The sequence below is a fragment of the Micromonospora sp. RTBAU3-60 genome, from assembly GCF_054963695.1.
The window spans coordinates 11,715-37,537 of sequence record NZ_JBUEGB010000004.1 but is presented as its reverse complement, the minus strand read 5'-3'; the positions used below and the strand labels follow the sequence as shown (position 1 = coordinate 37,537).

At 71.5% G+C, this 25,823-nt stretch carries 30 protein-coding genes; 16 read left to right on the top strand and 14 right to left on the bottom strand.

The annotated features are described in order from the left end of the window. Positions 1 to 123: 123 nt before the first annotated feature. The gene (locus ACY34I_RS05520; RefSeq protein ID WP_462753444.1) at positions 124 to 333 is read right to left on the bottom strand and encodes a GntR family transcriptional regulator; all 210 of its coding nucleotides are present in this window, start codon (positions 331 to 333) and stop codon (positions 124 to 126) included. A gap of 380 nt (positions 334 to 713) precedes the next feature. Between ACY34I_RS05520 and ACY34I_RS05515 the strand changes: the two genes are divergently transcribed. Then, on the top strand, positions 714 to 1,001 hold the full coding sequence (locus tag ACY34I_RS05515; RefSeq protein WP_462753073.1) for a hypothetical protein: 288 nt from the start codon (positions 714 to 716) through the stop codon (positions 999 to 1,001). Next, a complete protein-coding gene (locus ACY34I_RS05510) occupies positions 998 to 1,264 on the top strand; it encodes a hypothetical protein (protein ID WP_462753071.1) in 267 nt (88 codons plus the stop codon). The genes ACY34I_RS05515 and ACY34I_RS05510 overlap by 4 nt, the downstream gene beginning before the upstream one ends. Positions 1,265 to 1,320: 56 nt before the next feature. Here ACY34I_RS05510 and ACY34I_RS05505 read toward each other — a convergent pair whose 3' ends face one another. Next, positions 1,321 to 2,166, bottom strand: coding sequence for a patatin-like phospholipase family protein (locus tag ACY34I_RS05505; protein ID WP_462753069.1), 846 nt, complete (start codon positions 2,164 to 2,166; stop codon positions 1,321 to 1,323). Positions 2,167 to 2,257: 91 nt separating this feature from the next. Next, the gene (locus tag ACY34I_RS05500; protein ID WP_462753067.1) at positions 2,258 to 3,001 is read right to left on the bottom strand and encodes a helix-turn-helix domain-containing protein; all 744 of its coding nucleotides are present in this window, start codon (positions 2,999 to 3,001) and stop codon (positions 2,258 to 2,260) included. A 238-nt stretch (positions 3,002 to 3,239) separates the two neighbouring features. Between ACY34I_RS05500 and ACY34I_RS05495 the strand changes: the two genes are divergently transcribed. Further along, positions 3,240 to 3,905, top strand: a complete 666-nt coding sequence (locus ACY34I_RS05495; protein ID WP_462753065.1) for a DUF4097 family beta strand repeat-containing protein — start codon at positions 3,240 to 3,242, stop codon at positions 3,903 to 3,905. Between the two features lie 154 nt (positions 3,906 to 4,059). Further along, positions 4,060 to 4,890, top strand: a complete 831-nt coding sequence (locus tag ACY34I_RS05490) for an alpha/beta fold hydrolase (RefSeq protein ID WP_462753442.1) — start codon at positions 4,060 to 4,062, stop codon at positions 4,888 to 4,890. A gap of 122 nt (positions 4,891 to 5,012) precedes the next feature. Here the strand turns inward: ACY34I_RS05490 and ACY34I_RS05485 are convergent, their stop codons facing one another. Continuing rightward, complete coding sequence (locus tag ACY34I_RS05485) at positions 5,013 to 5,882, bottom strand: GNAT family N-acetyltransferase (RefSeq protein WP_462753063.1); 870 nt, start codon at positions 5,880 to 5,882, stop codon at positions 5,013 to 5,015. Between the two features lie 249 nt (positions 5,883 to 6,131). Between ACY34I_RS05485 and ACY34I_RS05480 the strand changes: the two genes are divergently transcribed. Then, a complete protein-coding gene (locus tag ACY34I_RS05480; protein WP_462753061.1) occupies positions 6,132 to 6,368 on the top strand; it encodes a hypothetical protein in 237 nt (78 codons plus the stop codon). Between the two features lie 3 nt (positions 6,369 to 6,371). Here ACY34I_RS05480 and ACY34I_RS05475 read toward each other — a convergent pair whose 3' ends face one another. Beyond that, on the bottom strand, positions 6,372 to 7,124 hold the full coding sequence (locus ACY34I_RS05475) for a TIGR03089 family protein (protein ID WP_462753059.1): 753 nt from the start codon (positions 7,122 to 7,124) through the stop codon (positions 6,372 to 6,374). 123 nt (positions 7,125 to 7,247) lie between these two features. On the opposite strand from ACY34I_RS05475, the gene ACY34I_RS05470 reads away from it, so the two are divergent. Next, the gene (locus ACY34I_RS05470) at positions 7,248 to 7,985 is read left to right on the top strand and encodes a hypothetical protein (protein ID WP_462753057.1); all 738 of its coding nucleotides are present in this window, start codon (positions 7,248 to 7,250) and stop codon (positions 7,983 to 7,985) included. 13 nt (positions 7,986 to 7,998) lie between these two features. Here the strand turns inward: ACY34I_RS05470 and ACY34I_RS05465 are convergent, their stop codons facing one another. After that, positions 7,999 to 9,069 carry a hypothetical protein gene (locus tag ACY34I_RS05465; protein WP_462753055.1) on the bottom strand — a complete coding sequence of 357 codons (1,071 nt, stop codon included), beginning with the start codon at positions 9,067 to 9,069 and terminating at the stop codon, positions 7,999 to 8,001. A 103-nt stretch (positions 9,070 to 9,172) separates the two neighbouring features. Then, entirely contained in the window at positions 9,173 to 9,745 is a 573-nt protein-coding gene (locus ACY34I_RS05460) for a TetR/AcrR family transcriptional regulator (RefSeq protein ID WP_462753053.1), read from the bottom strand. Between the two features lie 88 nt (positions 9,746 to 9,833). Between ACY34I_RS05460 and ACY34I_RS05455 the strand changes: the two genes are divergently transcribed. Then, positions 9,834 to 10,205: a DUF4267 domain-containing protein gene (locus ACY34I_RS05455; protein WP_148797783.1), complete on the top strand. Its 372-nt coding sequence runs from the start codon at positions 9,834 to 9,836 to the stop codon at positions 10,203 to 10,205. Positions 10,206 to 10,227: 22 nt separating this feature from the next. Next, entirely contained in the window at positions 10,228 to 10,722 is a 495-nt protein-coding gene (locus ACY34I_RS05450; RefSeq protein ID WP_148797784.1) for a cupin domain-containing protein, read from the top strand. 24 nt (positions 10,723 to 10,746) lie between these two features. Here the strand turns inward: ACY34I_RS05450 and ligD (ACY34I_RS05445) are convergent, their stop codons facing one another. Both ligD (ACY34I_RS05445) and ligD (ACY34I_RS05440) read right to left on the bottom strand, forming a co-directional pair. After that, positions 10,747 to 11,661 (bottom strand): non-homologous end-joining DNA ligase, encoded by a 915-nt coding sequence (gene ligD / locus ACY34I_RS05445; protein ID WP_148797785.1) that lies wholly within the window; start codon positions 11,659 to 11,661, stop codon positions 10,747 to 10,749. Next, entirely contained in the window at positions 11,651 to 12,592 is a 942-nt protein-coding gene (gene ligD / locus ACY34I_RS05440; protein ID WP_462753441.1) for a non-homologous end-joining DNA ligase, read from the bottom strand. Before ligD (ACY34I_RS05440) ends, ligD (ACY34I_RS05445) begins: the two co-directional genes overlap by 11 nt. An 85-nt stretch (positions 12,593 to 12,677) precedes the next feature. Here ligD (ACY34I_RS05440) and ku point away from each other — a divergent pair, with 85 nt between their 5' ends. Beyond that, entirely contained in the window at positions 12,678 to 13,694 is a 1,017-nt protein-coding gene (gene ku / locus ACY34I_RS05435; RefSeq protein ID WP_462753048.1) for a non-homologous end joining protein Ku, read from the top strand. 60 nt (positions 13,695 to 13,754) lie between these two features. Here ku and ACY34I_RS05430 read toward each other — a convergent pair whose 3' ends face one another. Both ACY34I_RS05430 and ACY34I_RS05425 read right to left on the bottom strand, forming a co-directional pair. Continuing rightward, positions 13,755 to 14,720, bottom strand: coding sequence for a zinc metalloprotease (locus ACY34I_RS05430; RefSeq protein ID WP_462753046.1), 966 nt, complete (start codon positions 14,718 to 14,720; stop codon positions 13,755 to 13,757). Positions 14,721 to 14,955: 235 nt separating this feature from the next. Further along, entirely contained in the window at positions 14,956 to 15,348 is a 393-nt protein-coding gene (locus tag ACY34I_RS05425; RefSeq protein ID WP_148797789.1) for a PPOX class F420-dependent oxidoreductase, read from the bottom strand. Positions 15,349 to 15,432: 84 nt separating this feature from the next. On the opposite strand from ACY34I_RS05425, the gene ACY34I_RS05420 reads away from it, so the two are divergent. The 6 genes from ACY34I_RS05420 (at position 15,433) to ACY34I_RS05395 (ending at position 20,550) form a co-directional block, all read left to right on the top strand. Continuing rightward, positions 15,433 to 16,083 (top strand): DUF4241 domain-containing protein, encoded by a 651-nt coding sequence (locus tag ACY34I_RS05420; protein ID WP_462753043.1) that lies wholly within the window; start codon positions 15,433 to 15,435, stop codon positions 16,081 to 16,083. Positions 16,084 to 16,198: 115 nt separating this feature from the next. Continuing rightward, positions 16,199 to 16,852: an FKBP-type peptidyl-prolyl cis-trans isomerase gene (locus ACY34I_RS05415; protein ID WP_148797791.1), complete on the top strand. Its 654-nt coding sequence runs from the start codon at positions 16,199 to 16,201 to the stop codon at positions 16,850 to 16,852. Between the two features lie 136 nt (positions 16,853 to 16,988). Further along, a complete protein-coding gene (locus ACY34I_RS05410) occupies positions 16,989 to 17,846 on the top strand; it encodes an SCO6745 family protein (RefSeq protein ID WP_462753440.1) in 858 nt (285 codons plus the stop codon). A 31-nt stretch (positions 17,847 to 17,877) separates the two neighbouring features. Continuing rightward, positions 17,878 to 18,531, top strand: coding sequence for an HAD family hydrolase (locus ACY34I_RS05405; protein ID WP_462753041.1), 654 nt, complete (start codon positions 17,878 to 17,880; stop codon positions 18,529 to 18,531). 83 nt (positions 18,532 to 18,614) lie between these two features. Then, positions 18,615 to 19,364, top strand: coding sequence for a MerR family transcriptional regulator (locus tag ACY34I_RS05400; RefSeq protein ID WP_462753039.1), 750 nt, complete (start codon positions 18,615 to 18,617; stop codon positions 19,362 to 19,364). Between the two features lie 172 nt (positions 19,365 to 19,536). Further along, on the top strand, positions 19,537 to 20,550 hold the full coding sequence (locus ACY34I_RS05395; RefSeq protein WP_462753037.1) for an NADPH:quinone reductase: 1,014 nt from the start codon (positions 19,537 to 19,539) through the stop codon (positions 20,548 to 20,550). Positions 20,551 to 20,737: 187 nt separating this feature from the next. Here ACY34I_RS05395 and ACY34I_RS05390 read toward each other — a convergent pair whose 3' ends face one another. Continuing rightward, positions 20,738 to 22,387 carry a fatty acid--CoA ligase gene (locus tag ACY34I_RS05390; protein WP_462753035.1) on the bottom strand — a complete coding sequence of 550 codons (1,650 nt, stop codon included), beginning with the start codon at positions 22,385 to 22,387 and terminating at the stop codon, positions 20,738 to 20,740. An 83-nt stretch (positions 22,388 to 22,470) separates the two neighbouring features. Here ACY34I_RS05390 and ACY34I_RS05385 point away from each other — a divergent pair, with 83 nt between their 5' ends. Then, complete coding sequence (locus ACY34I_RS05385) at positions 22,471 to 22,962, top strand: NUDIX domain-containing protein (RefSeq protein ID WP_148797797.1); 492 nt, start codon at positions 22,471 to 22,473, stop codon at positions 22,960 to 22,962. 33 nt (positions 22,963 to 22,995) lie between these two features. Here ACY34I_RS05385 and ACY34I_RS05380 read toward each other — a convergent pair whose 3' ends face one another. Next, on the bottom strand, positions 22,996 to 23,895 hold the full coding sequence (locus ACY34I_RS05380; protein ID WP_462753033.1) for a COG1361 family protein: 900 nt from the start codon (positions 23,893 to 23,895) through the stop codon (positions 22,996 to 22,998). 157 nt (positions 23,896 to 24,052) lie between these two features. Beyond that, on the bottom strand, positions 24,053 to 25,729 hold the full coding sequence (locus tag ACY34I_RS05375; RefSeq protein ID WP_462753031.1) for an MDR family MFS transporter: 1,677 nt from the start codon (positions 25,727 to 25,729) through the stop codon (positions 24,053 to 24,055). Between the last annotated feature and the right edge of the window lie 94 nt (positions 25,730 to 25,823).

The window sequence follows — 25,823 nt, the reverse complement described above, 5'->3', positions numbered from 1 at the left end:
GCAGCCGCTAAACGTGAAGTGACGATCACCGAGGCACCTTAGTGAACTCCCGGCATTGCCCCTGTCAGTAACACGACAGGTACTGCCGACCTGGCAGGAGTCCGAAGGGGCGACTCGCGCCCATCAGCGTCGTTGGGGCTCCGCGACGAAGACGCCGCGACCCGGGCGCCCGACCAGCACGCCCTGCTCCCGCAGCCTCGCCACCGCCCGGCTGATCGTGGATTGCGAGACGTCATACGCGTCCGCCAGCGCCCGCCCAGACGGAAGCTGAGAGCCGGGCGGATACGTCCCGTTCTTGATCTTGCTCACGAGATCATCGAGCAACTCGTCCATCGTGGGCGGAATAGGCACGTCAGGCCCCTTGCAGTCGGTTGGCCCGCCCAGTATCGACCAACCGTTCCGCCGCAGGCAACGCACGTAGCACGGGTGACATAGGTGACTCGCTGACTCAGAGACATGCTTGACATAGGTGACTCGGTGGCAATAGCGTCACTCCTGGTGATGCGGTGCCGCTGCGGTCGGTTGGCGCCTCTCGTACCGGTCTCGCATCGCCGTCGAGACCTCACCCCTCCGCGCTTCCCCGGCGCGGCCCTGCCGCCGTACCCGAAAGAAGGCGGCGGGTGGGACGGTCTCCGCCGGTCGCAAGCGGCGGAGACCGCCCCTCCACTTCGGCACGGTCGATGAAGGCACGATCCGACGAAGGGCGATCACCCGTGCGCAACCTGATCCGCCGGCTGGCGGGCCGACGCGAGGAGAGACAACCCCTGCAAGAAACCCGCGGGCGGCTTCCGCTGCGGCCATGGCAGATCCGCGAGCGGCACTTCAACGTCCGCCGGAAGGGTCTCGACCCGGTCGAGATCCGCACCTTCCTGCACCGGGTGGCCGACGAACTGGCCGTCGCGCAGACCGCCCTGGCCGCGGTGCAGGAGGAGAACGTACGGATCAAGAATGCCCTGCGCGCGTGGCAGAGCGCCCAGGCCGCGAACCGCCACTACCGATGACGGACCGCTGGGTGATCCACCTGCCGGTGACCGCGCCCGACCTGCACCGGGCCCGGATCTTCGCCCGCACCGCGGCCCGGGTGTTGGCCCAGCTCAGCGCCTGGGTCGAGCCGGGCGGGGTGACCGTGTCGGCCGAGGACCAGCAGTGCGTACGCCATTGGGTGTTCTGCGACCGGCCGCTGCCCGGCGGCGGGCGGTGTGCGCTGCCGGTGGATCACACCTCGCCCTGCGCGCGGCGCGCGCCGTGGCTCAACCGGCGCTAACCCGGCCAGGACCATCCACCGGCTCCGCCGAGGTCAGCGCCGGTAGCGGCGGTGGGTCATCCCCACCGCTCGGCGACGGCGGCCGCGTGTGCCGCGCCCACCGCCCGGCCCGCACGGGCGGACGCCGCCCGGGTCGCGGGCGACAGGGCGTTGGTGCCGAACGCGTCGACGGACGCCTGGTCGGCGCTGATCACGTGGACGGCGGCCGGGGCGAGCGCGGCGATTTCGGCGTTGAGGTCGCCCCACGGTTGCGGTGCGTCGCGGAGGACGGGCTGGATGATCAGCACCCGGTCGGCACCGGCGGCCAGGTCGGCGTTGGTCATGGACCGCACTCCGCCGTCCACATAGTGGCGGTCGCCGATCCCGACCGGCGGCCAGACGCCGGGCACCGCGCAGCTGGCGGCGACGGCGTCGATCAGGGTGACGCCGGACTCACGGGTGAAGATTGCTGCCTCGCCGGTCTCGGCATCGACCGCGGGCAGCCGCATGTCCCGGTCGGGCCACGACTTGACCGGGAGGCGGGCGTCGATCGCGGCGAGCCGTACGGACGGCTCCACGGTCTGCGCGGCCAGCGCGAGCTGACCCAGCCGGCGGCGGGCGTCCTCGAGGCCGGACGCGTCGGCCAGCGCTGCGCCGTATTTGGCGAAGAGCTCGTCGGTGTTGACGTCGACCTCGATCTCGGCGGTCTCGGGGCGCAGCTGAGCGTCATACAGCTCGTCGAGCGGGACACCGCTGGTGATCTGGGCGGCGACGGAGGAACCGGCGGAGGTACCCACGATCAGATCGGCAGCGAGGACCTGCTCGGCGAGCGCTGGATCGACGTCGGCGATGCCGCGCAGGACGCCGAGTTCCCAGGCGATGCCGGCCACCCCGCCGCCGGCCAGCACGAGTGCATTGCTCATGACGTGAGCCTTCCACATGCTCCGACCGGCGTTCGTGGGTGACGGCGACCCACCCCGCCGATCGGGCCGGCTGTGACGATCGAGATTGCTGTCATCCCTGGTCTGGATCTGGTTGGAGGTTTGTTTCGGGTTTGGTGTGGAGGACTTCGCGGGCCTGTTCGGCGGCGCGGGTGATGCTTTCGCTGATGAAGTCGAGGAAGCGGGCGATGTTCTCCAGGCGGGTGGCGGCGGGGGTGTGGGGGCCGAGGAGGGCGACGCCTTGGCGTGCGGTTTCGACGAGTTGGTCGTTGGCTCGCGCGCTGGCGATCGTCGCCTGGTAGAAGAGTTCGTCGTCGACGATGTAGCGGTCGCGGCGGCGTTCGTCGCGTTCTCGCCGGACGAGGCTCTGGCTCTCCAGAAAGGCGATCGCTTTGGAGATGGACGCCGGGCTGACCTGGAGGCGCTGGGCGAGTTGGGACGCGGTGAGGCTGCCCGCGTCGGTGGTGAACAGGCAGGTCAGCACCCGGGCGGTCATCTTGGGCAGGCCCGAAGCCATGAGGACGGTGGTGAGCGTCTCCTCGTACTCGGCCACGGCCTCGGCGTCGCGTCCGTGTGGCTGGGGGACCGACTCCGACCCGCGGGAGGAGGCGGGCCGGCGCCGGTGAGCGCGGCGTTCGGTGGCGCGGTGGGCCAGGTCGGCGCGGTAGGCGGTGGGGCCGCCGTTGCGCATCACCTCACGCGTGATCGTCGAGGTCGGACGGTCGAGGCGTCGGGCGATCTCGGCGTAGGGGAGGCTGTCGGCCAGCCCCAGCGCGATCTGCTGGCGTTCCTGCTGGGTGAGCCTGCCTCCCGGCATCGCGTTCTCCCTGGTGATCCGTCGTGGTGGTCCCGTGATCCCAGACCATAGCGTTCACTTCTCATCCATTGCAACGCTCGGCGCCGTCGCCGTTGCTTTGATTTCAGGCCCGTTACAACGATTTCATGGGCTTGACCTGCTTAAACGATGATCCTGTGCAACGAGCATGTTGCCGCGTTATGGAAAGCAACGTAGCGTTTCCGACATCAGAAACAACGACTGAGCACAGGAGAGCACGATGCAGAAGTTCGACACCCCCGCCCCGATCTCCGCCGTCCTGGACATCCCCGCCGGACGCGTCCAGCTCATCGCCGCCGACCGCGCCGACACCACCGTCGAGGTCCGGCCCGCCAACCCCGCCAAGAGTCGCGACGTCCAGGTCGCCGAGCAGACCACCGTGGCCTACGCCGACGGCGTCCTGCGGATCCACACCCCCGAGCCCAAGAACCAGTTCTTCGGCCCCTCCGGATCCCTGGAGGTCACCGTCCAACTGCCGACCGGCTCCCACATCGAGGCCAAGGCCGCCAGCTCCGAGCTCCGCGGTGTCGGCCGCCTCGGCGACGTCGCCTTCGAAGGCGCGTACCGCCAGATCAAGATCGACGAGGCCGCGAGCGTCCGCCTCACCGCGATCGACGGCGACGTCGAGGTCGGCCGGCTCAACGGCCCCGCGGAGATCAGCACCCCAAGGGGCGACATCCGGATCACCGAGGCCGCGCGCGGCACGGTCGTGCTCCGCACCCAGTCCGGCGACATCTCGATCGCCGCCGCCGCCGGCGTCTCGGCCACCCTGGACGCCGGCACCGGCCACGGCCGCATCAGCAACGCCCTCAAGAACGACGGCAGCGCCGAACTCGACATCCACGCCACCACCTCCCACGGCGACATCACCGCCCACAGCCGCTGAACAAGCAGAACCAGGACCATCCGGCCGGGCCCACCACGATCGAGATCCTGTCGGTCGTGGTGGGCGACACGGCCGTCCGTCCCGAGGGGCCTGCGATCCACGTGCAGGGCCTGAAGAAGTCGTACGAGACGCCTAACCCGACCAGGTGGAGAACATGACGAAGAACAGCACCTCGACCAATTCGAAGTGGACCGGCATGGTGCCGGTCGACGATACGGCCCTCGCCGTCACCGACACCGGCTCCGGTATCCCGGTGGTCTACCTCAATGGCCAGTTCGCCACTCAGGGGTACTGGCGACGGGTCATCGCTGAACTGGGGACGGGGTGGCGGCACATCACCTACGACGAGCGGGCTCGCGGCAGATCGAAGCGTTCGGCGGACTATTCCTTCCAGGTCGCCGTCCGTGATGTCGATGCCGTTCTCGCGGCCAGGGGTGTGGAGCGGGCGCTGCTGGTGGGCTGGTCCTACGGAGCGGTCGTCGCGGCGCACTGGGCCAGCCGGAATCCGGACCGTGCCTTGGGCGCGGTCCTGGTTGACGGCGCGTTCCCCTACGACTGGCTCGACGAGGCGATGGAGCAGCGGATCCGGAAGCTGTTTCGGCGGTTGGGCTGGTTCATGCCGCTGCTACGCCCGACGGGCCTGGCCCCGCGGATGACCGCCGCGCAGCAGGCCGACAGCAACATCGAACTCGGCAAGCTCTCCCGCGAGCGCGAGTTGGGCCCCGTGCTGGACAACATCACCGTCCCGGCGCGGTACGTGGTTGCTTCGGGGACGTCCTTCGGCAGCCGCCGTGATGAGCAAGAACGGATACGCACCAGCCTCGAAGCGGTGACCGCCCGCAACCCGAACATCAAGGTGAGCGCGAAGGTCGGGAGCAACCACGGTGCGATCCTGAAGAGGGACTACCCAGCCATCGCCGAGGCCGTACGCGAGGTCGCCGCCCTCGACCGCGAGGGCACGCTGAAGACACGACCAGCGGACTGACGGAACCATACGTCCTCGCCACCGGCGTCATCCTCGTTACCGATCTCGTAGCCCTCAACGCGGAGCCAGGCCGCCTCGGACCGGCGTCCACCACAGGTCGGCGCCGGGCCTTCGCCGTTCGGTCAGGGGCGGCGCAGCAGGTAGCGGGCCCGCCGGCCGGCGTCGGCGAAGCCCAGCCGCCGGTACAGCGCGGCGGCCGGGTTGTTGTCGTTCACGCAGAGCCACGCCTCCCGGGCACCGTCCGCGGCCAGCGATCGCAGCGCGCTCGCCACCAGGTACGCCCCGACCCGCCGGCCCCGCCATTCCGGTACGACGCCCACCTGGTCGATCCAGTTGTCGAGGATGTTCAGGAAGCCCACCGCCGTGCCGTCGGGGCCACGGGCGATCATCGACAGGTCCGGCCGGTAGTCGTCATCGTCCCGCAGCTCACCCAGCCACTCCTCCGCGGTGGGCGCGGCGAAGCCGGGCCGGTCGGCGAAGGACGCACTGTACGTCTGGAACAGCTCGGAATCGAGCGTCACCGGCTCGGTGCGCAGGCCGTCGGGGCGCGCGACCTCCGGGAGTTCCGTGAGGTCGTGCCGCAGCACCCACTCTGTGAAGGTCCGCTCGAAGCCGCGCGCCGTGAAGAGGGTGTCCGCGCCCGGGCTCCACGACTCGGTGGTGAGCAGCAGGTCGCCGTCGCCGGCCTGCTCGCCCGCCCAGCTCAGCAGCCGGCCACCGAGGCCCCGCCCCCGCCAGGCCGGATGCACCAGGCCGGTGCTGGTGGCCGGCCGCCGCGCGGTGCCGACCCCGACGGCCGCGACCAGGCCGCCGTCATGCCAGCCGCCGAGGGTACGGGTCTGGAACAGCCGCGCCCGCAGCAGCGGCGGGCGGGCGAACAGCGGCAGCCCACCGTCGACGGCCAGACACGCCTCGGCCAGTCCAGTCAGCGCGGCGAGGTGCTCCTCGCCGAACTCTTTCCAGGTCAGCGCCTCCCCGCCCAGTTCCGCCATGATCCTCTGCCCCTTTGCCTGCCGCCGTCCGCACGACGCCCAGTGGGCAAGTAGGCATCCCGGCCCGGACCACTGTCAACGAGTTTCCGTCGGGCCGGCGCCCGGTCCCGCACGCGACCAGAACCGGTGGCCAGACCGGTCAGGAATCGAGAAGCCCAGGTCACCGGGCCGCAGCTAGCGTCACCGCCATGGATGTCCCGCCCCGGCAGGCGCAGGGGGCCGGGTTGCTCGTCTTCCGAGGAGGTCCCGTTGAACTGGAACAAGTGGGTCCGGCAGATCCACCGCTGGCTGGCCATCGTCTTCACGGTGACCGTCATCGTCACCTTCGTCGCGCTGGCACAGAAGGAGCCCGTCGTCTGGGTGTCCTACGTGCCGCTGTTCCCGCTCTTCCTGCTCCTGTTCACCGGCCTGTACCTGTTCGTGCTGCCGTACGCCACCAAGTGGCGTAGGGCGCGGCGCACCGCGACGGCCCCAGCCGAAAACTGATGCTCAGAGCACCCGGGTGATCTGCTCGGCCTCGATCCGGGCAGCCAGCTTGGACCGATCGAGGTTGGCGCAGATCACCACGGATGCGCCGGCGGCGAGCGGGGCGAGCAGCCACTTCAACGGCTGCTCGTGCTCGGCGGCGTCGACCAGCAGCCGGTCACCGGCCCGCAGGTCAAGCTGCGCGGCGATCTCCGAGGCCAGCTGCCGCCACTCCCCATAGCTGGTGCCGTCCGGGGTGGCCGGGTCGGACGGGTGGACGGCGGTGTAGTCGGGTGGGGTGTCGGTGTGCCGGAGCACCTCCGTGGACCAGTCGAGCCAGCCTACGGGCACGTCGGCCAGCGGCCCGGGCCCGGTGCCGACCAGGTAGCGGTGCACCCCGTCGGGCACGTCCTCCAGCCAGTCGTCGAGGCGTTCCGGGGTCACGAACACCGCGTCGTACGGCTGGTCGCCGCCTGGTTCGAGCACCGGCAGCCCGGCGGTGGCCCGCGGCCGGAACGACACGGCCATCCCGACCGACCAGGCGCCCATCAGCACGGCGGCGGTACGCCAGTGCGGCGGCAGCAGCACCGCCACCCGGCTGCCCGGGCCCAGCCCGCAGCCGTCCCGGAGCAGGCTCGCGGTGCGCGCCGCCCAGCCGCCGAGCTGCCGCGCGGTCAGCTCGACCCGCTCCCCGGTGGCGTCGTCGCACCAGGTCAGCAGCGGCGGCCCGACGTCGGTGAGCGGGTCGGCCGGCACGGGTGCGGTCACCAGATCCATCGCGCGCTCCCTACTCCCGGTTCCTCACCATAGCGACCGGATCCGGCCTCGCCGCGTCACCCCGCGCTCACCGGCGGCTGACTAGACTCGCCGGCACACCGGCAGGGGAAACGAGGCCAGGGTATGGGCGAGCTGTTGTCGACCGTCGCGCAGATCGTCAGCTCGTACGTCGCCCGGCTGCTCGACCGGCGGGTGCTTGCCCGGGACGCGAGGGTCGCCGCCGACCTGATGGCGATCGTCCTCGCCCTGCAGGAGCTGTGCCTCACCGGCGATCGGATCCTCGCCCTCGCCAGCACCATGGCCGCCGGCACCGCCCGGCCCGATGACCTGACCGAATTCGCCGCCCTGGTACGTCAGCAGTCCACACAGGTCGACGAGCTCCGGGCCCGGGTCGAGGAGTCGCGTGCCCTGCTCGCCACCGTCGAGGTGGAGTTCGCCTTCGCGCTGGCGCCGCTTCTCGATCACAAATCGGGGCTGCTCACCCGTTGGCAGCAGCAGGCCGCCCTCAGCCAGTTCTCCACCACCACGCTGCTCTTCCTTCCCGCTGCGGGCGTCACCCGGGCGATCGCGGCGAGCCGCCCCGACCCCACCGGCACCGACCTCGACCTCGACCGGACCGATTTCGTGCTGGTGGTGGCGGACGAGGTGCGGAGCGTTCGGCGGCGAGAGGTGCGGGACATCCGCGACCCCGGCGACGGCGAGCGCGACCGGTTGCGCCATGACATCGAGGAGGCCCGGGTCCGGCTCGGCGACACCCGCGAGCTCTGCCGCCGGCTGGGCGCGACGATTCAGCAGACCGTCGGCGCCGAGGCCATGGCACAGCTGAGGCGGACGCTGGCCGGCCGGGAACAGCAGCGCTGACCAGGCCCGACGGCTACACCTCCGGGTCGCGGGGATAGCCGCCGTACCGGGCCAGTGCGTACGCGCCCACGCCGGTGGCCAGCAGTTCGATCGAGTCGCAGCCGAGGGCCCGGCTCAGTTCCTCCGTGTTGAACAGGAGCCGCTGGAACAGCCCGGTGCCGGTCGCCGCGTCGGTGAGCCGGATCTCGTCGAGCCATGCGCGCCGCTCCGGGAACGAGATGCGCAGCCCGAGCAGCGCGTGCACCGTGTCGTTCGGCGCGATCCGCAGGTCGACTCCGCACCCACCGTCGGGGTAGAGGGAGACCTCGATCCGCGCCTCGGGCAGACCCGCGGCGATCAGCTCATGGAACCGGCGCGGCGACACGGGAACCCACCGCCGCCAGGTGGCGAGGAACTCCTCGTCGGCCCGTGCCGCCGTCAGCGCCGGCTCCAGCGCCTTCAGGTCGGCGACCGTCAAGGCGGCGATCTCGGCCTGGGCGTCACGTGCCGTGGGCTCCGCCGGCAGGAGCAGCCGCACCCGGCTCGCCTCCTCCACCAGCCCGTCCCATTCCCGGTACGGCCGGAACCGACCGAGGCAGAAGTCGTCGCCAAGGCGGGACGAGAGGTGCCGCCACCACGCGGCGGCGCGTACCGGCCTCAGCCCGAAGCGCATGGCGCCCACGATGATGCAGCGTTGGAGCAGAAGCGTGGCGCTGAGGCCGCTCACGTCGACCATCGGCTGGTCGATGGCGCGCGCCGAACCGACGCCGTTCCGTTCCATCTCGGTGTACGCGACGAGCGGCGGCATGTCCTCGATCCGCACCGGGATCGCACTGTCGAGCTGGGAGTCGGGGTCGACCGGCCGCCACACGACGTCGTCGTTCAGGACGATCAGCGGTTGCAGCCCGTCGTCGTGCCGCACCACAAGCTCCAGCGCGGGTTCTCCGCGGGGCGAGAAGATGCGGCGTACCCGGAGCACCGCGTCGGGGTGCAGCCGCAGCCCGTCGTCGATCGCCGGCACAGCCACGTGCAGCTCGCTGCCGGACGTCTGGATCTCGAGTGCCGGGAGGGTGGCCAACTCCCGAACGAGTTCACCTCTGTCCATGGGCAACTGTATCGAGTACCTCGGCCGGGTGGCTGCCCCGTCGTCTCAGACTCGACCCGCTGACGCAACCGGGGACGCGCCGGGAATCGTCAACAGTCACCTGTCAGCGGGTGAACCGGTCCACCAGGATCGCCAGCCGCCGCTCGTGGTCCGTGCGCCGGAGCCGGCCGTTGCGCATGAGCGTGACGAGGCCGTGCAGCCCGCTCCAGAAGGTCTCGGTGAACGTCTCCAGGTCGTCGTCGCCGGCGACCGGCCGCAGGGTCTCGGCCAGCTCGGCGAAGGCCCGGGCCAGCTCGACCGGCGCGTCCTTACTGGCGAAGGACAAATCGACGGGGAGGTTGAATATCGCGTCGTAGAGCGCGGGCCGGCGCTCGGCGAACGCGACGTACGCCCTGGCGATGCCGGCCACCGCCTGCCGCGGGTCGGTCGCGGCGGCCCGGGCGGCGGCGAGTTCGGCGGCCAGCTCACCGCAGCCTTCCACGGCGACCGCCGCCATGATGGCGCCCTTGCCCTTGAAGTGGCTGTAGAGGACGGGCTGGCTGTACTCGATCTCGGCGGCGAGCCGGCGGGTGGTGACGGCATCCCACCCCTCCGACTCGGCCAGCTCCCGGGCTGCGGCGACGATCGCCCGTTCCCGTTCCGCCCGCTCCCGCTCCCGGCGGGCCTGAATCGACATACTCACCAGTCTAGCACCGCTAGCCAATCTGCCGGCGCTCTGCTAGCTTAGCTCTCATACCTAGCAGCGCTAGAACTTGGAGTCGAACATGCTCACCCCCGTCGCCTACGGGCTCGCCGTCGTCCTCAGCCTCTTCTGCGTCTTCATCGGCGCCCGGTTCCTGCTGGCGCCCCACGCCTCGGCCGCCGGCTACGGCGTGCCGGCCGCGCCGGACGGCGACCCCGCCTACCTCACGATCAAGGGCCTGCGCGACCTCAGCTACGGCCTCCTCGGCCTCGCCCTGATCGCCTTCACCAGCGCCCATGCGGTCGCCTGGTTCATGCTGATCGTCGCGCTCAACCCGTTGGGGGACACGCTGATCGTGCTGCGGCACGGCGGCCCGAAGGCCGTCGCCTTCGGCATCCACTTCGCCACGGCCGTGGTCGTCCTCCTCGACGCCGCCCTGCTGTTCGCCCTGTAGCCACCCGCGAAGGAGCCGTCAGATGTCCCTGATCACGCCCGACTTCACCGAGTCCGTCATCGTCCGCGCGGCCGACGCCGAGGTGGTGGGCCGCGCACCGACCACCGTGCGGCTGCTCGCCGACAGCAGCGCCACCGGTGGTGCCCTCTCCACCCAGCGGGTCACCCTGACCGACGGCGCGGACGGCGCCCGGCCGCACCACCACGCCAACTCCGCCGAGCTGTTCTACCTGCTGGACGGCACCGCGCAACTGCTCTCCGGCGAGCAGGTCGTCACCGCCGAACGCGGCGACCTGGTGATCGTGCCGCCCGGCCTGGCGCACGCTTTCGCCGCCGCCCCGGGCGAGAACGCCGACATCCTCATCGTCATCACGCCCGGCGTCGAGCGGTTCGAGTACTTCCGGCACCTGGAGCGCATCGCGTACGGGAAGGTGCCGCCGCAGAGCCTGCTGGAGGTGCAGGAGCTGTACGACACGTACTTCCGCGACAGCGCCGCCTGGGACGCCGCCCGCCGCTGATCCCCGGTCCCGAACCGCCAGGGCTCACCGTCCGGGCAGTTCGGGACCGCCGTCGAGCAGCGGAGCCAGCAGGTCGCCCTGCTGCTCCACCCGCTTGAGCACCTCGCCCGCCGTGTACGGCTTGGTCGACGGTCGCTTGCCCGCCGCGCCCGCCTCGACCTCGTCCCAGGTCAGCGGGGTGGACACCGACGGCACCGCCTGGGCGCGCAGCGAGTACGGCGCCACCGTCGTCTTGGCCGCGTTGTTCTGACTCCAGTCGATGAACACCTTGCCGGGGCGCAGGTTCTTCGCCATCTTCGACACGATCAGCTTCGGGTGCGCCCGCTCCAACTCCTGGGCGATCCGCTTGGCGTAACCCGAGACGAAATCAGAGTCCTGGGTGCCGGCGATCGGGCAGCACAGCTGCATGCCCTTCTTCCCCGAGGTCTTCGGATAGCTCTCGATGCCGTCGGAGGCGAGCCGGTCGCGCATCAGCAGCGCCACCTGGCAGCACTGCTTCAGCGCGGCCGGGGCGCCCGGGTCCAGGTCGACCACCATCATGTCCGGGTGCTCGCCGATCTTCCACTGTGGCGTGTGCAGCTCCAGGGCGGCCAGGTTGGCCAGCCAGACCAGGGTGGGCAGGTCGTCGCAGACGACGTAGTCGATGGTCTCCCGCCCCTTGCTCGACCCGGGGGCGGGCAGGTTCTCGGTGCGTACCCATTCCGGCGTCGCCGCGGGCTGGTTCTTCTCGAAGAACGAGCCGCCCTCGACCCCGTTCGGGTAGCGGATCCGGGTCAGCGCCCGGTCCTGCAGGTGCGGCAGCAGCACCGGGGCGATCCGGGTGTAGTAGTCGATCACCTCGCCCTTGGTGAAGCCGGCCTTCGGGTAGAGGATCTTGTCCAGGTTGGACAGGTCCAGCGAGCGTCCCTCGACGTCCACCTTCAACCGGTCAGCTGGCATCGTCGACCTCCTCGGGCGGCTTGTCGGGCCGCAGGCGCAGGATCCGGGGGAAGCGCAGCCGCCCGTCCGGCGTGCGCTGGCCGTACTTGACCTCGACCACCACCTGCGGGGTTACCCAGATCGCGCCGCGGGCATCCTCGCGCGGCACGTCCCCGGCGAACGGCGACCCGGCGGTGCGCAGCGGCTCCAACTCGCGCAGCAGCTCCCGTTCGAGGGCCGCGCCGATCCCGCCGCCGACCCGGCCCCGGAAGGTGAGCCGCCCGTCGGGCCGCGGCACCCCGACCAGCAACCCGCCGATCTTGCGCGCGCCGGGCCGCCAGCCGCCGACCACGAAGTCGCCGGTCACCTCCAGCTTGACCTTCACCCAGTCGGGCGAACGCACCCCGGGCCGGTAGACCGCGTCGACCCGCTTGGCCATCACCCCTTCGAGCCCGTGCTCGCCGGCCGCCTCGTAGGTGGCCGGGCCGTCGGCGAAGGCGGGCGGCACCGCCCACCGCGCGGCGCCGAGCCCGAGCGACTCCAGCGCCGCCCGCCGCTCCCGGTAGGGGCGGCCGGTCAGGTCGTCGCCGCGCAGCCGCAGCACGTCGAAGATCATGTACGTCACGGGCATGGTGGCCGCCAGCCGGGCCGCCTTGGCCGGGTTCCGCACGTGCATCCGCTCGGCCAGCGCGGTGAACGACGGCTGCCCGAGCTCGTTGAAGAGGACCACCTCGCCGTCCAGCAGCGCGTCGTCGACCTGCTCGGCGAGCGTGATCAATTCCGGGTACGCGGTGGTGATCTCGACGCCGGAGCGCGCGTACATGTGCTGGTCGCCATGGGAGATGTCGGCGAGCGCGCGGACCCCGTCCCACTTGAACTCGTACGCCCAGCCGGCACCGGCCGGGAGATGCCCGGTCATCGCGAGCATCGGCTTCAACGGCGCGCCGGGCACCCGATCACTGTAGTTGCGCACGGAAGAGCGTGCGTGCCGTTCGATCGTTTGCGATTCTGATCAGAACCAGGGAGAGGAGCGCGGTATGCGGGCCATCTGGAAAGGAGCGGTCTCGTTCGGCCTGGTGTCGATCGGAGTGCGGGTCTACTCGGCCACCGAGGAGAAGGACATCCGCTTCCACCAGGTGCACCGGGACGACGGCGGCCGCATCCGCTACAAGCGCACCTGCCAGGTGTGCGGCGAGGAGGTCACCTACGACGACATCGCCAAGGGGTACGACATCGGCGGCGGCGAGATGGTCATCCTCACCGACGAGGACTTCGCTGACCTGCCGCTGACCACCTCGCACGCGATCGACGTGCTGGAGTTCGTCCCCGCCGAGCAGGTCGACCCGATCCTCTACAACAAGGCGTACTTCCTCGAGCCGGAGGGCTCGGCCACCAAGCCGTACGTGCTGCTGCGCGACGCGCTGACCGACTCGGAGCGGGTGGCGATCGTCAAGGTCGCCCTGCGCCAGCGGGAGCAGCTCGCCACCCTCCGGGTACGCGAGGGCGTGCTGCTGCTCAACACGATGCTCTGGCCGGACGAGGTGCGTACCCCCGACTTCGGGTTCCTGGACGAGGACCTGAAGGTCCGTCCCCCCGAGCTGGCCATGGCCAGCTCGCTGATCGACTCGATGGCCGGCGACTTCGAGCCGGACGCCTTCACCGACGACTACCGGGCGGCGCTGCAGGAGGTGATCGACGCCAAGATCGAGGGCCGCGAGGTGGTCCAGCCGGAGGAGGAAGAGGCCGCGCCGGCCGCCGCGGTGGACCTGATGGCCGCCCTGAAGGCGTCGGTCGAGCGGGCCCGGGCCGCCCGGGGCGAGGCCCCGGCTGGCGGCGGAGCCGAGCCGACCCCGATCACGTCGGCCCGTTCGGCGCAGCAGGCCGCCAAGGCGGCGAAGACGGCGAAGGCGCCGGCCAAGAAGGCGGCAGCGAAGAAGGCCGCCGCCAAGAAGGCCGAGCCGGCGAAGAAGGCGGCAGCCAAGAAGACCGCGGAGAAGAAGGCGGCGCCGGCCAAGAAGGCCGTCAAGAAGGCGGCCCCCCGGAAGACCGCCTGACGGCGAACGGGGTTGACGAGCCGCTGGCCGCGGCCCGTCAACCCCGACACCGAAGCCTGGTTACTGCTTGCCGCCGCCGGCCCGGAAGGCCACCCAGGCGTCGCTCATCCGGTCCGCCTGGCCCGCCGTGAACATGTTCATGCAGGAGTCCTGCGTGTAGTCCATGAAGTTGTGGATCGGGTCCAGCCCGGGTGCGGTGCAGGTGTCCGCGCCCACCGGGCAGTTGAACTGCGGCGCCGCCTCGCGCGGGGTGTCCGCGACGAAGTCGCCGGAGGCGGAGCAGCCGTGCGCGAAGGTGTGCTCCAGCATCAGCCAGTGCCCGACCTCGTGCGTCAGCGTGTCACCCAGGGCGTACTTGCCGGCCGTCCCGCCCGGCATCGACTCGTCGAGCATCACCACGCCGTCGATGTAGTCCCGGCCGTTGTTGTAGCCCTTCGGGAAGTACGCCCAGCCGAGGAGCCCGCCGCCGATGTTGGCCGCGTACACGTTGAGGGTGCGGGCGTCGCCGGTGTACAGGGCCTTCTTCATGTCGCGCTCGTTCTTGCCGGGCACGACCGTGTACCAGTCGCTGTTCACCGTCCACGTGGTGTCGACGAGCGAGAACCGGAACGGCGTGTCGGAGGCGTCGGGCGCCGTGCGGCCCGCGTACGAGTCGTTGAGCACCTGCATCTGCGCGGCGATCATGGTGTTGAACCGGTTCGTCTCGGCCGCGCTCAGGGGGTGGTCGGAGATCATGTGGAAGACCGTGGGGATCGTGACGCTGCCGTTGGGCAGGCGCGGCGCATCCTTGATCACGCCGTAGGCGTTCGCCTCGTTCTTCGAGTACAGCTCGGGCTCCTGGGCGGTGGCGCCCTCCTTCACCCGCGCTGCGCTGTGCCCCTCGGCGCCCGGCTCGCACGCCGCCGCACCGGGGGAGGCGGTCGCGGGTGCCGCCGTGGCCACCGCCCCGGAGGCGCCCCCGGCCGCCAGGAACGTCGCCGCGGTAGCGGTCAGGACTGCCAGCTGGAAAGTCGATCTTCTGCGCATCGTTGCACCTTTCACGCCTGGGTTGGAGGCAGGGCGGAGTGGACGAGTGCCGCCGCGACGAGGTCGATGACGTCGTCGTCCCGGTATGAGAACACGCCGATGCCGTCAACAACAGACCCAGGTGCCGGAGCCCGGACTCAGCGCGCCTTTCGGCCGAGTCGCCGGGTGGCCGTTTGCCTTGCGGGGAGGGGGCCCCTGCGCGATCTGAGGCGCCAACCAGGGCCCCTCCGTTCCGTCAGCCCCGGCCGAGCTTCTCGGTCGGGGTGACCAGGACGATGACCCGCTCCTCGCCGGGCTGGCGGAACGGATAGGAGTCCTGCCCGAGATACTTCTTCGCCATCCGGTCGATGTGCTCGTCGGCGCCCTCGGTGACGAACTTCGCGGTGCCCTTCACCCAGAGCGTGCGGAAGTCGTCGGCCTTGTCCACTACGGAGATCGCAACCACCGGGTTGCGCGCCATGTTGCGGTACTTCTTCCGGCCCTTGACGGTGTTGAACACGATGTGCTCGCCGTCGGTGTCCACCCAGACCGGGGTGACGTGCGGGGTGCCGTCGGGCTCGATGGTCGCCACGTGCGCCAGCTGCGGCTCGGCGAGCAGGGCAAGGTCTACTTCGGTGAGGATCGCCATGGTCGTGAACGTACTCCGGTGAGGTGTGGGTCGCGGTCGTTCGCCGCCGGTACGCTCCACCGACCACTCGCGAAAGGACCGTCCGTGCTGTACATCCCCGCCTTCGACCGGCTGCTCAGGCCCGGCGCCCGCTTCGCCGACGAGTACGGCGAGCACGTGATCGAGGTGCATCCGGCCGGCGAGGTCGTGCTGCCGACCGGCCGGGTGGTGGGCTGCGATCCGCTGGTCTGCCCGGAGAGCGACCCGTACACCGTCCCGATCGACCCTGGCCGCTACCCGGCACGGGCCTGGGTGTCCTCGATCCGCAGCGACGGCGTCGAGAGCGACCGCCGGGTGGCGGCCCTGGAGTTGGTGGTCCGGGACGAGCCGGTGGCCCGCTGGGAGCCGGCCCTGGCTGGCGACCAGGACCCCACCGAGCTGGGCGAGGACGACTTCTTCGGCTACGGGGTCGACGCCGGCACCGGCACGCTGGCCGACCCGGTGGCCCTCGCCGTGCTGGAGGGCTGGGACTACGACCGGATCGAGGAGGTCTTCCTCGCGGAGGACCCGGATCACTCCCCCGGCCCGGTCCCGGGGCTGCTCAGCGTGGTCACCGACGAGGCGACCGGGGCGAACGTGCTGACCGTCTCGTCGGGCTGGGGCGACGGCTGCTACGGGACCTGGGTCGGCCGGACCGTCGACGGCCTGGTCGCGTCGTTCGTCACCGACTTCATGGTGGTGCCCGCGGAGGGCTGAGCTGTCGGAATCGGAGCCGGCCGTAGGAGCACTGGCGGCCTCTGTCCGGGTACCGTGTGCGCTGGTCTCGACAGCGGCCGCCGAGCCGCACCACCCACCCAGCAGGGGAGTCGACGTGAGCGAGCGTGTGCAGAACCGGTCGGCGGGCCAGGGCCCGGGCACCAAGGCGGAGCGGCGGCTGGCCGCCCAGCTGGCGGCGAAGAAGGCCGCCGAGGCGCGACGCCGACGGCAGTCGATGCTGGGTGCGTTTGTCGGTGTCCTCGCGGTCGCCGCGCTGATCGGGGGCATCGTCTGGCTGAACAGCGGGGACGACGACACGAAGTCCACCGCAGCCGCCCCGTCGGCGAGCGCCACCGTCCCGGCCGGCGAGACCGCTCCCCCGGCGCCGCAGCTCCCCGAGGGCGCCGACCCGGCGCTGAAGACCAAGCCGGCGGTCGAGGCGGGCAAGGGCGACCTGAAGAAGCTCACGGTCACCACCCTGATCAAGGGCAACGGCCCGGCGGTGAAGGCCGGCCAGCAGATCACCACCAACTACGTCGGGGTGTTCTACAAGGACGGTAAGCAGTTCGACTCCTCCTGGGACCGGGGCCAGCCGGCCACCTTCGGGATCGGCGTGGGCCAGGTCATCAAGGGCTGGGACCAGGGCCTGGTCGGCGTGCCGGTGGGCAGCCGGGTGCAGCTGGACATCCCGGCCGACCTGGCGTACGGCGACAGCGGTCAGGTCTCCGGGCCGCTGCGCTTCGTCGTTGACGTGCTCGCCGCGCAGTAGGTCACAGCAGGCTTCCTTCCGATCACCCAGCGGCAGTAGGTTCATGGTCACCGTGGGCGGTCCACCCGCCCGCGGCGACCTGCCCAACGACGCGGAGGTGCACGTGGCGCTGGACGACCCCGGGCTGGCCCGGCTGATGTGGACCCACTTCGAGCCGGTCCACGCCGTGACCTACTTCCACCCCCGGTCCCGGGCCGCGTACGAGGCGGTCGGGCTGCGCGGCTACTGGCGGGGTTACTTCGCCGGCCGGGCCGCCCCGCTCGGGCCGGTCGACGCGCCGGTGGTGGTGGCCGCCTTCTTCAGCTTCGCGCCGTCGATGGTGGCCCGGGCGCTCCCCTCGGTGTGGCGCCTGGCCACCCCGCAGGAGGCGCTGCGCGCCCGACTCACCGGCGCCGTGCAGGCGCTGGCCGAGTTCACCTACGAGCTGCCCGAGGCGCACCTCGTCGAGGCGGCGGAGCTGCTGGAGGAGGCGGCCGCCCAGGTCGAGACGGCGGGCCGCGTGCTCGGCGCGGTCAACGCCGCGCTGCCCCGGGGCGAATACCCGCTGGCCCGGCTCTGGCAGGCGGCCACCACGCTGCGCGAGCACCGGGGCGACGGTCACGTGGCGGCGCTGGTCACCACCGGGCTGGATCCGGTCGAGGTGGTGGCCTGGCGGTGCCGGGCCGACCAGTCCCGCGAGTTCCACCAGATGGCCCGGGGCTGGACCGACGAGGAGTGGGTCGCCGCCGAGGAGCGCCTGGTGGAGAAGGGCTGGCTGACCGCCGACCGGGCGCCGACCGACCACGGCACGCAGACGTTCCGGGCGGTCGAGGAGGCCACCGACCGGGCCGCTCTCGGCCCGTGGCGGGCGCTGGGCGCGGAGCGTACGGCGCGGCTGCGCGAGCTGCTCGACCCGATCGCGAGCCGGTGCCACACGATCATCCCGCCGCAGAGCCCGATCGGCCTGCCCGCCCCGCGCACCGCCGCCGAGGACGCGTCCATCCCGGCCCGCTGACCCGGCCGCCGGGGTCCGGCAGGATGGGCTCATGGTGGACGCGGTGCTCTTCGACCTGGACGGCGTGATCGTGGACTCCGAGCCGGTCTGGGAGGAGGTCCGGCGGGCGTACGTGGCCGCGCACGGCGGCACCTGGCAGCCGGACACCCAGCGCCGGCTGATGGGGATGAGCACCGGCGAGTGGGCCGCGTACCTCAGCGGTGAGCTGGGCGTGGACCGCACCGCCGAGCAGGTCGCCACCGAGGTGGTGGCCGAGATGACCCGACGGTACGCGGCACACGTACCGCTGATCGACGACGCCGACGCGGTGGTGCGCCGGCTGGCCGGGCGGTGGCCGCTAGGGCTGGCCAGTTCCTCTCCCACCCGGCTGATCGGGGCGGCGCTGGCCGCCACGAGCCTGACCGACGCCTTCCGGGCGACCCTGTCGACGGAGGAGACCGCCCGGGGCAAGCCGGCCCCGGACGTCTGGCTGGGCGTGGCGGCGCGGCTCGGCGTGGACCCCGCCCGGTGCGTGGCGATCGAGGACTCCTCCAACGGGGTCCGGTCCGCGGCCGCCGCCGGGATGCGGGTGGTGGCCGTGCCGCACGGGTCGTACCCGCTGGACCCGGACGCCGAGGCGCTCGCGGCGGTGCTGCTGCCGTCGATCGACGCGCTCACCCCGGAGGTGGTGGCGCAGCTCGACTAGACGGCTTGCTCCTGACGCGACGTCAGGTCCTAGCGTCGGTTTCTGTCGCCGCAGGGTGCGGTGATGCGAGAGGGAGTGGGGACGTGGCGTCCACCTGGCGGATCGGCGAGCTGGGCCGGCGTACCGGGCTCACCGTGCGGACCCTGCACCACTGGGACCATGTGGGGCTGCTGCGGCCGTCCGCGCGCACGTCCGCCGGCCACCGGCTGTACGACGAGGGCGACGTGGACCGGCTGTACCGGATCGTCGCGCTGCGCGAGCTGGGCCTGCCGCTGGAGACCATCGGTGTGCTGCTGGACGGTGGCGGTGGCGGCGGCCTGGAGCTGGCCGAGCTGCTCGACGACCACCTGGCGCACGTGGAGCGGCAGCTCGCCGCGCTGGGCGGCCTGCGCGACCGGCTGGCCATGCTGGTGCCCGTCGTACGTGCCGCCGGGGGCGCCACGCCCGTCGACCTGCTCGCCGTGATCGAGGAGGTGACCAGGGTGGAAGACACGATCCGGAACTACTTCACCGAGGAGCAGCTCGCCGCGTTGGCGCAGCGGCGGGAGCGGCTCGGCGAGGCGGCGATCCGCAGCGTCGAGGAGGAGTGGCCCCGGCTGATCGCCCAGGTCCAGGCGGAGCTGGACGCCGGGACCGACCCGGCGGAGCCGCGGGTGCGGGCGCTGGCCACGCGCTGGATGGAACTGCTGGAGGCGTTCCACGGCGGGGACCCGGGGCTGCGGGACTCGCTCTACCGGATGTACGCGGAGCAGCGCGCGGAGATCACGCAGGAGCACGGCGGCCCGTCGCCGGAGCTGATCGACTACGTGAAGCGGTCGGTCGCGGCGGGCTGATCGCTGGCGGTGGGCCGGCACCCGGCCCACCGCCCTCCGCCGATATGTCCCGCGCCACCCCCCTCCTGCCCCCGACCGCCTCGATGTACGTTTTCCCGGCGGGCCCGGTCGGAATGATCAGGGTGCGTCCGGGTAGCGCAGCCGGTGGTGTGTCGGCGGTGAGGGGACGGCGATGAAGGCGATCGTGTACGAAGGCAACGGGGACGTCTCGGTGCTCCAGGTGGCCGAGCGCCCGATCCCGGAGCCGGGCCCCGGCGAGGTGCTGGTGCGGATGGCCGTGTCCGGGGTGAACCCGACGGACTGGAAGGCCCGCCGGCAGTGGCCGCTCCCGGCCGGCTGGCAGATCCCCGGGCAGGACGGCGCCGGGGTGATCGAGGCGGTCGGCGAGGGCGTCGACCAGATCCTGATGGGTGCCCGGGTGTGGCTCTGGGAGGCCGCCTGGCAGCGGCCGTGGGGCACCGCCAGCGAATACACGGTCGTCCCGGTCCGGCACACGGTGCGGCTTGGTTCCGCCTCCTTCGACCTCGGCGCCTGCCTGGGCATCCCGTTCATGACCGCGCACCGCTGCCTCACCGCCGGCGAGTTCATGCCGGACAAGCTGCACGCGGGCGCGCTCAGCGGCCATGTGGTGCTGGTGCAGGGCGGGGCGGGCGCGGTGGGCAACGCTGCCATCCAGCTCGCCCGATGGGCCGACGCCTGCGTGATCACCACGGTGAGCAGCCCCGAGAAAGCGCAGCTCGCGGCGGCGGCCGGCGCCGACCTCGTGATCAACTACCGCGAGCAGGACGTGGTCCAGGAGGTCCGCAAGCTCGCGCCCGACGGGGTGCATACCATCGTCGAGGTCTCCGCGGCCCGCAACGCCGCCACCGACGTGCAGATCCTGCGGAACGGGGGTGCGGTGTGCGTCTACGCGGACGACGGCGGGTCCGAGGTGATGCTGCCGATCCGGGCGCTGATGGTACCGAACGCGCGCTGGCAGTTCGTGCTGATCTACACCGCGCCGAAGGCGGCCAAGGCGCAGGCGGTGACCGACGTGGCGGCGGCGGTGGCGCAGGGGGCGATCCGGGTGGGCGAGGAGGCCGGGCTGCCGTTGCACCACTACCCGATGTCGGCGGCCCAGGCGGCGCACAAGGCGGTGGAGGACGGCGCGGTCGGCAAGGTGCTCATCGCCACGGCCGAGGCGTGACAACGCGAAACGGATTTCGCTGACATCAGGACAGAGGCGAACAAGTTTCGCGACAATGAACATGCGGGTCGCCCCGCATGGACGGGCGGCCCCGGCGCGGTGCGAACGCCGGGGCCGCCCTCTGGGGAGGGATGCCCATGAGGAGGACGAAGTCCCTACCCGTCCAGCGACGGTACGCCGGAAAGTGTTACGGCGCGGCCAGTTCGCGTACCTCTAGCCCGCCCTCGGCGTAGCGGGAGCGCACCACCTTCTTGTCGAACTTGCCGACGCTGGTCTTCGGGACGGCGTCGATGAACGCCCAGCGCTCCGGCAACTGCCAGCGGGCCACCGACTTTGCCAGGAAGTCCCGCAGCTCCTCGGCGGTGACCGAGGCACCCTCCCGGACCACCACGGTGGCCAGCGGCCGCTCGTCCCAGCGCTCGTCCGGTACGCCCACCACGCACGCCTCCAGCACCGCCGGGTGCGCCATCAGGGCGTTCTCCAGCTCGACCGAGGAGATCCACTCCCCGCCCGACTTGATCACGTCCTTGGCCCGGTCGGTGAGCGTGATGTAGCCGTCCGGCGAGAGCATGCCGACGTCGCCGGTCCGCAGCCAGCCGTCCCGGAACTTCTCCTCGTCCGGGGCCTCGTCCCCGACGTACCGGGCCGTCACCCACGGCCCGCGGACCTCCAGCTCGCCGACGGAGGTCCCGTCGGCGGGCAGCGGCTCGCCCAGCGGGCCGACGATGCGCGCGGCGACCCCGGCCGGGATGCGGCCCTGGGTGTAGCGGTAGCGCCAGGCCGTCTCGCCGGTCGCGCCGGCCGGCGGCCGGGAGACCGAGCCGAGCGGGGACATCTCGGTCATCCCCCAGGCGTGGATGACCTCGATGCCGTGCCGGTCGTGGAAGGCGTGCATCAGCGCCGGTGGGCAGGCCGAGCCGCCGACGATCACCTCCTTGAGCGACGAGGTGTCGACGTCGTGACTGTCCAGGTAGGCCAGCAGGTCGGTCCAGATGGTGGGGACCGCGCCGGCCAGGGTGGGGCGCTCGGTGGCGATCATCGCGGCGATCGGCTCGGCCTGGAGGAACCGGTCCGGCATGATCAGCGACGCGCCGGAGAGGAACGCCGCGTACGGCAGACCCCAGGACATCGCGTGGAACATCGGCACGATGGCCAACTCCCGGTCGGTCGGGCCGAGCCCGAAGCCCTCCGGCATGCAGATCTGGAGCGAGTGCAGGTAGATGGAGCGGTGCGAGTAGGCGACCCCCTTGGGGTTGCCGGTGGTCCCGGAGGTGTAGCAGAGGGCGGCGGCGTCGCGCTCGTCCACCTCGGGCCAGTCGTACACGTCCGGCCGGTCGGCCAGCAGGGCGTCCCAGTGGTGTACGACGATCCGGTCGCCGGCCGCCGCCACCAGCGGCGCCGGGTCCCCGCCGCCGACCACCACCACGTGCCGCACCGTGGTCAACTGCCCGATCACCCGGGCCAGCAGCGGGATCAGCGTCGAGTCGACCAGCACCACCCGGTCCTCGGCGTGGTTGCCGATGTAGGCGATCTGGTCCGGGAAGAGCCGGAGGTTGAGGGTGTGCAGCACCGCGCCCATGCTCGGCACGGCGAAGTAGGCCACCAGGTGCTCGTTGTTGTTCCACATGAAGGTGGCGACCCGCTCGTCGCCGGTCACCCCGCACTCGTCGCGCAGCGCGTGGGCCAGCCGGGCGGCGGTCCGCCCGACCTCGGCGTACGTCATCCGACGGGGCTCTGCGCCGGTCCAGGTGACGACCTCCGCCGTGCCGTGCACGGTGGAGCCGTGTTCGAGGATCCGGGCGACCTGGAGGGGGGCATCCATCATCGTGCTACGCATGGGTAACAAGCTAGTGGCGCCGGTCACACCACGGAAGCCCCGGAACGACCGACCCGACAACGGAAACTGCGTAGATTGTCCGGGTGAGTATCTCGTGGGCCGACTCGTACGTGGGGCAACTGCGCGCCCTGGCCGGTGACCGCACCCTCATGTTCGTCGGGGCCCGCGCCGTGGTCCGGGACAACGCCGCCCGGGTGCTGCTGATCCAGCGCTCCGACAACGGCCAGTGGGCGATGCCGGCCGGCGCGATGGAACTGGGCGAGTCGATCGCCGACTGCGCGGTCCGGGAGGTCCGCGAGGAGACCGGGCTACGCGCCCTGCGGGTCAGCGCCTTCGCCCTCTACACCGGCCCCGACCGCACCCACACCAACATGTACGGCCACACGTACCAGGTATTCACCACGGCGTTCCGGGTGGACGAGTGGGACGGCGAGTTGGCCCGGGTGACCGACGAGACCAGCGACGCCGCCTTCTTCCACCCGGAGGAACTGCCCAACCCGCTCTCCGCCAGCGTCATCGAGACCCTCGCCGACCTGGACGTCTTCGAGCAGACCAACCGGCTGATCCTCAAGTAGCCCGCGCCACCCGAGGACCAGCCGGTCCCAGCGTCAGGCCGCCGGCTCCACGTAGTGGTAGAGCCCGTCGGCACCGTTGTCCCACGGGCGCCACTCCTCACCGGAGGTGCTGAGCTCGCCGTGGACGGCGAAACGGTCATCGACCGTACCCGACGGGGCGGTCATCGGCACCGTCACCGTGGACGTGGCCCCAACGGCGAGCGGCCCGGCGGTGCACACCACCTGGGTGGTGGAGACATCACACAGCCATGGGCTCGGGTTGGTGGGGTCGCCGTACGGCTCGGCGGCGGCGAAGCCGGCCGGCACGTCGACCACCAGGCGCAGATCGCCGGCGTCGGCACTGCCGATGTTCTCGGCGGTGAAGGTCGGGGAGATATCCCCACCGCTGGCCGGGATGTCGCGCTCGTACGTCCCGCTGGCGTCCGCACGACCGGACAGGGACAGGTCCGCGACGTATCCGTAGGTGGTCTGGACCCGGCCAGTGTTGTTCGCCCGGGTCGCCTCGTGGGCGCTGGTGCTGGCCGTCGCCCCGATCGTCGCGACGGTGCCGACCGGCGCGTCCGGAAGGCCGACGTAGGCGCGCAGCGGCTCGGCGGTGCCGCCCGGCGGCACCGGGCCGTAGATGTTGGTGCAGACGAACGTAGCGAAGTCGCACTGCCAGGAGGGGTCACCGACGAACCGTCCGCCCGGCGGCAGTTCGAAGGAGACGGTGATGTCCTCGACCGTCGCCGCGCCGACGTTGTCGACGGTCGCGATGACGACGGCCAGGTTCCCCGTTTCTCCGATCATCGTGGTCGGCGTGACGGTGAGGTTGAGCCTCAGGTCCGGCCGGGGCGCCGGTGCCGCGAGGGCCGGCGCGGCCGGCAGGAGCGCGGCCGAGGCGGCGAGGGAGAGCAGGGCGAGTCCGGTACGCAGGGTGCGGTGGGAGGTCATGACGTCCCTTGTTCGCAGGGAGCCGCACCGGCGGCCGTCGGCCGGCGGTACGGCACGGCCGACGCCCCCGTCGACGGCGGCCGGGCGACCGCGCGATGACGGTCCCACCCTGATGGACGTCAATCGACGTCATTCCGTTACATGATCCAACCGGCCGTCAGAGCATCGTCTGGGACTTGGCCTCCATCTCGGCGGCGGCCTCCTCCTTCGACTCCTTGGCCAGGGGCTTGCCGCCGGGCGCAGCCGCCTTCCCGCCCAGCGGATCCGCGCCGCCGGTGGCGCCCTGCGGGCCGGTGCCGCGCAGCTGCTGGTTCGGCAGGGCCAGGGTCACCAGCACCGCGATGATGGCGATCAACCCGGTGGTCAGGAAGACCAGGTGCAGCGACTCGACGAACGCGGCCTGGATCGCGGCGCGGACCGGTCCGGGCAGGGCGAGGATGGTCCCCGGTTCGTTGATCGAGATGTTCGCACCGCCCCGGGCCGCCACGATGGCCCGCTCAGCGGGCGGCAGCTGCGCGATGGCGGCCGGCAGCCGGTCGGCGAGCTGGTGGGTGAGCTGCGACGAGAGCACCGCGCCGAGGATGGCGACCCCGAACGAGCCGCCCAGCGAGCGGAAGAAGGTCGCCGAGGAGGTGCCGGCGCCCAGATCCCGCGGGTGCACCGCGTTCTGCACGGCCAGGATCAGCGACTGCATGCACAGGCCCAGCCCGACGCCGATCACCACCATGTAGCCGAAGGCCGCCCAGAGCGAGCTGGCCACCTGGAGCTGCCGGAAGAGCAGCATGCCGGCGACCAGCACCACCGAGCCGGCCACCGGGAACCACTTGTAGCGGCCCCTCCGGCTCATCGCCCGGCCGGTGAGCACCGAGGTGACGATGATGCCGGCCATCATCGGCAGCATCAGCAGGCCGCTGCGGGTCGGCGAGGCGCCCTTGACGATCTGGAGGTAGAGCGGGATGAAGATGATCGACCCGAACATCACCAGACCGAGCACGAAGCCCGCCGCGTTGGCCAGGCTGAACGTGGCGGTACGGAACAGCCGCAGCGGCAGGATCGGCTCGCGTACCCGGGCCTCCTGGAGCACGAAGAGGGTGCCCAGCACCGCACCGGCCGCGAACAGCCCGATGATCACGCCGGAGCCCCAGGCGTACTGGCTGCCGCCCCAGCTCAGCGCCAGCAGCAGGCAGCTCACCCCGGTGACCAGCAGCGCTGCCCCAGTCCAGTCGATGGCGTGCTCCCGCCGCTGGAACGGGATCAACCGCATCACGTGGTAGCAGACCACGATCGCCAGGATCCCCAGCGGCACGTTGATGTAGAAGATCCAGCGCCAGTTGGTCTCCGCGAAGTAGCCACCGACCAGCGGGCCGGCCACCGAGGAGATCCCGAAGACCGCGCCGAAGAGGCCCTGGTAGCGCCCACGATCGCGGGGCGTGACCACGTCCGAGATGATCGTGAACGCCAGCGTCATCAGACCGCCGGCGCCCAGCCCCTGCACCCCCCGGGTGAGGATCAACTGGGTCATGTTCTGGGACAGGCCGGCCAGCAGCGAGCCGAGCAGGAACGTGCCGATCGAGAAGAGGAACACCGGGCGCCGGCCGTACAGGTCGGCCATCTTCCCGTACAGCGGGGTGGAGGCGGTGGAGGCGAGCAGGTAGGCGGTGACCACCCACGAGTAGTGGTTGATCCCGCCCAGCTGGCCGACGATGGTCGGCAGCGCCGTACCGACGATGGTCTGGTCGAGCGCCGCCAGCAGCATGCCGGTCATCAGACCGAACATCAGCAGGCGGATCTGGCGGGCGTGCAGCAGGGGACGACCGTTGGCCTGGGCAGTCATTCGCCGTTCTTTCCCACGTCCCGCAGAACATGCCCCCGAAACCGGTTGATCATGAAGTTGGCGGCGATGTCGATCTCCGCGACCGCCGCCAACC

Coding starts and splice junctions, on each gene's coding strand:
- ACY34I_RS05520 (WP_462753444.1), bottom strand. CDS start 333: ATGGACGAGTTGCTCGATGATCTCGTGAGCAAGATCAAGAACGGGACG.
- ACY34I_RS05510 (WP_462753071.1), top strand. CDS start 998: ATGACGGACCGCTGGGTGATCCACCTGCCGGTGACCGCGCCCGACCTG.
- ACY34I_RS05505 (WP_462753069.1), bottom strand. CDS start 2,166: ATGAGCAATGCACTCGTGCTGGCCGGCGGCGGGGTGGCCGGCATCGCC.
- ACY34I_RS05500 (WP_462753067.1), bottom strand. CDS start 3,001: ATGCCGGGAGGCAGGCTCACCCAGCAGGAACGCCAGCAGATCGCGCTG.
- ACY34I_RS05495 (WP_462753065.1), top strand. CDS start 3,240: ATGCAGAAGTTCGACACCCCCGCCCCGATCTCCGCCGTCCTGGACATC.
- ACY34I_RS05490 (WP_462753442.1), top strand. CDS start 4,060: ATGACGAAGAACAGCACCTCGACCAATTCGAAGTGGACCGGCATGGTG.
- ACY34I_RS05485 (WP_462753063.1), bottom strand. CDS start 5,882: ATGGCGGAACTGGGCGGGGAGGCGCTGACCTGGAAAGAGTTCGGCGAG.
- ACY34I_RS05475 (WP_462753059.1), bottom strand. CDS start 7,124: ATGGATCTGGTGACCGCACCCGTGCCGGCCGACCCGCTCACCGACGTC.
- ACY34I_RS05470 (WP_462753057.1), top strand. CDS start 7,248: ATGGGCGAGCTGTTGTCGACCGTCGCGCAGATCGTCAGCTCGTACGTC.
- ACY34I_RS05465 (WP_462753055.1), bottom strand. CDS start 9,069: ATGGACAGAGGTGAACTCGTTCGGGAGTTGGCCACCCTCCCGGCACTC.
- ACY34I_RS05460 (WP_462753053.1), bottom strand. CDS start 9,745: ATGTCGATTCAGGCCCGCCGGGAGCGGGAGCGGGCGGAACGGGAACGG.
- ACY34I_RS05455 (WP_148797783.1), top strand. CDS start 9,834: ATGCTCACCCCCGTCGCCTACGGGCTCGCCGTCGTCCTCAGCCTCTTC.
- ACY34I_RS05450 (WP_148797784.1), top strand. CDS start 10,228: ATGTCCCTGATCACGCCCGACTTCACCGAGTCCGTCATCGTCCGCGCG.
- ligD (WP_148797785.1), bottom strand. CDS start 11,661: ATGCCAGCTGACCGGTTGAAGGTGGACGTCGAGGGACGCTCGCTGGAC.
- ku (WP_462753048.1), top strand. CDS start 12,678: ATGCGGGCCATCTGGAAAGGAGCGGTCTCGTTCGGCCTGGTGTCGATC.
- ACY34I_RS05430 (WP_462753046.1), bottom strand. CDS start 14,720: ATGCGCAGAAGATCGACTTTCCAGCTGGCAGTCCTGACCGCTACCGCG.
- ACY34I_RS05425 (WP_148797789.1), bottom strand. CDS start 15,348: ATGGCGATCCTCACCGAAGTAGACCTTGCCCTGCTCGCCGAGCCGCAG.
- ACY34I_RS05410 (WP_462753440.1), top strand. CDS start 16,989: ATGTGGACCCACTTCGAGCCGGTCCACGCCGTGACCTACTTCCACCCC.
- ACY34I_RS05405 (WP_462753041.1), top strand. CDS start 17,878: ATGGTGGACGCGGTGCTCTTCGACCTGGACGGCGTGATCGTGGACTCC.
- ACY34I_RS05395 (WP_462753037.1), top strand. CDS start 19,537: ATGAAGGCGATCGTGTACGAAGGCAACGGGGACGTCTCGGTGCTCCAG.
- ACY34I_RS05390 (WP_462753035.1), bottom strand. CDS start 22,387: ATGCGTAGCACGATGATGGATGCCCCCCTCCAGGTCGCCCGGATCCTC.
- ACY34I_RS05380 (WP_462753033.1), bottom strand. CDS start 23,895: ATGACCTCCCACCGCACCCTGCGTACCGGACTCGCCCTGCTCTCCCTC.
- ACY34I_RS05375 (WP_462753031.1), bottom strand. CDS start 25,729: ATGACTGCCCAGGCCAACGGTCGTCCCCTGCTGCACGCCCGCCAGATC.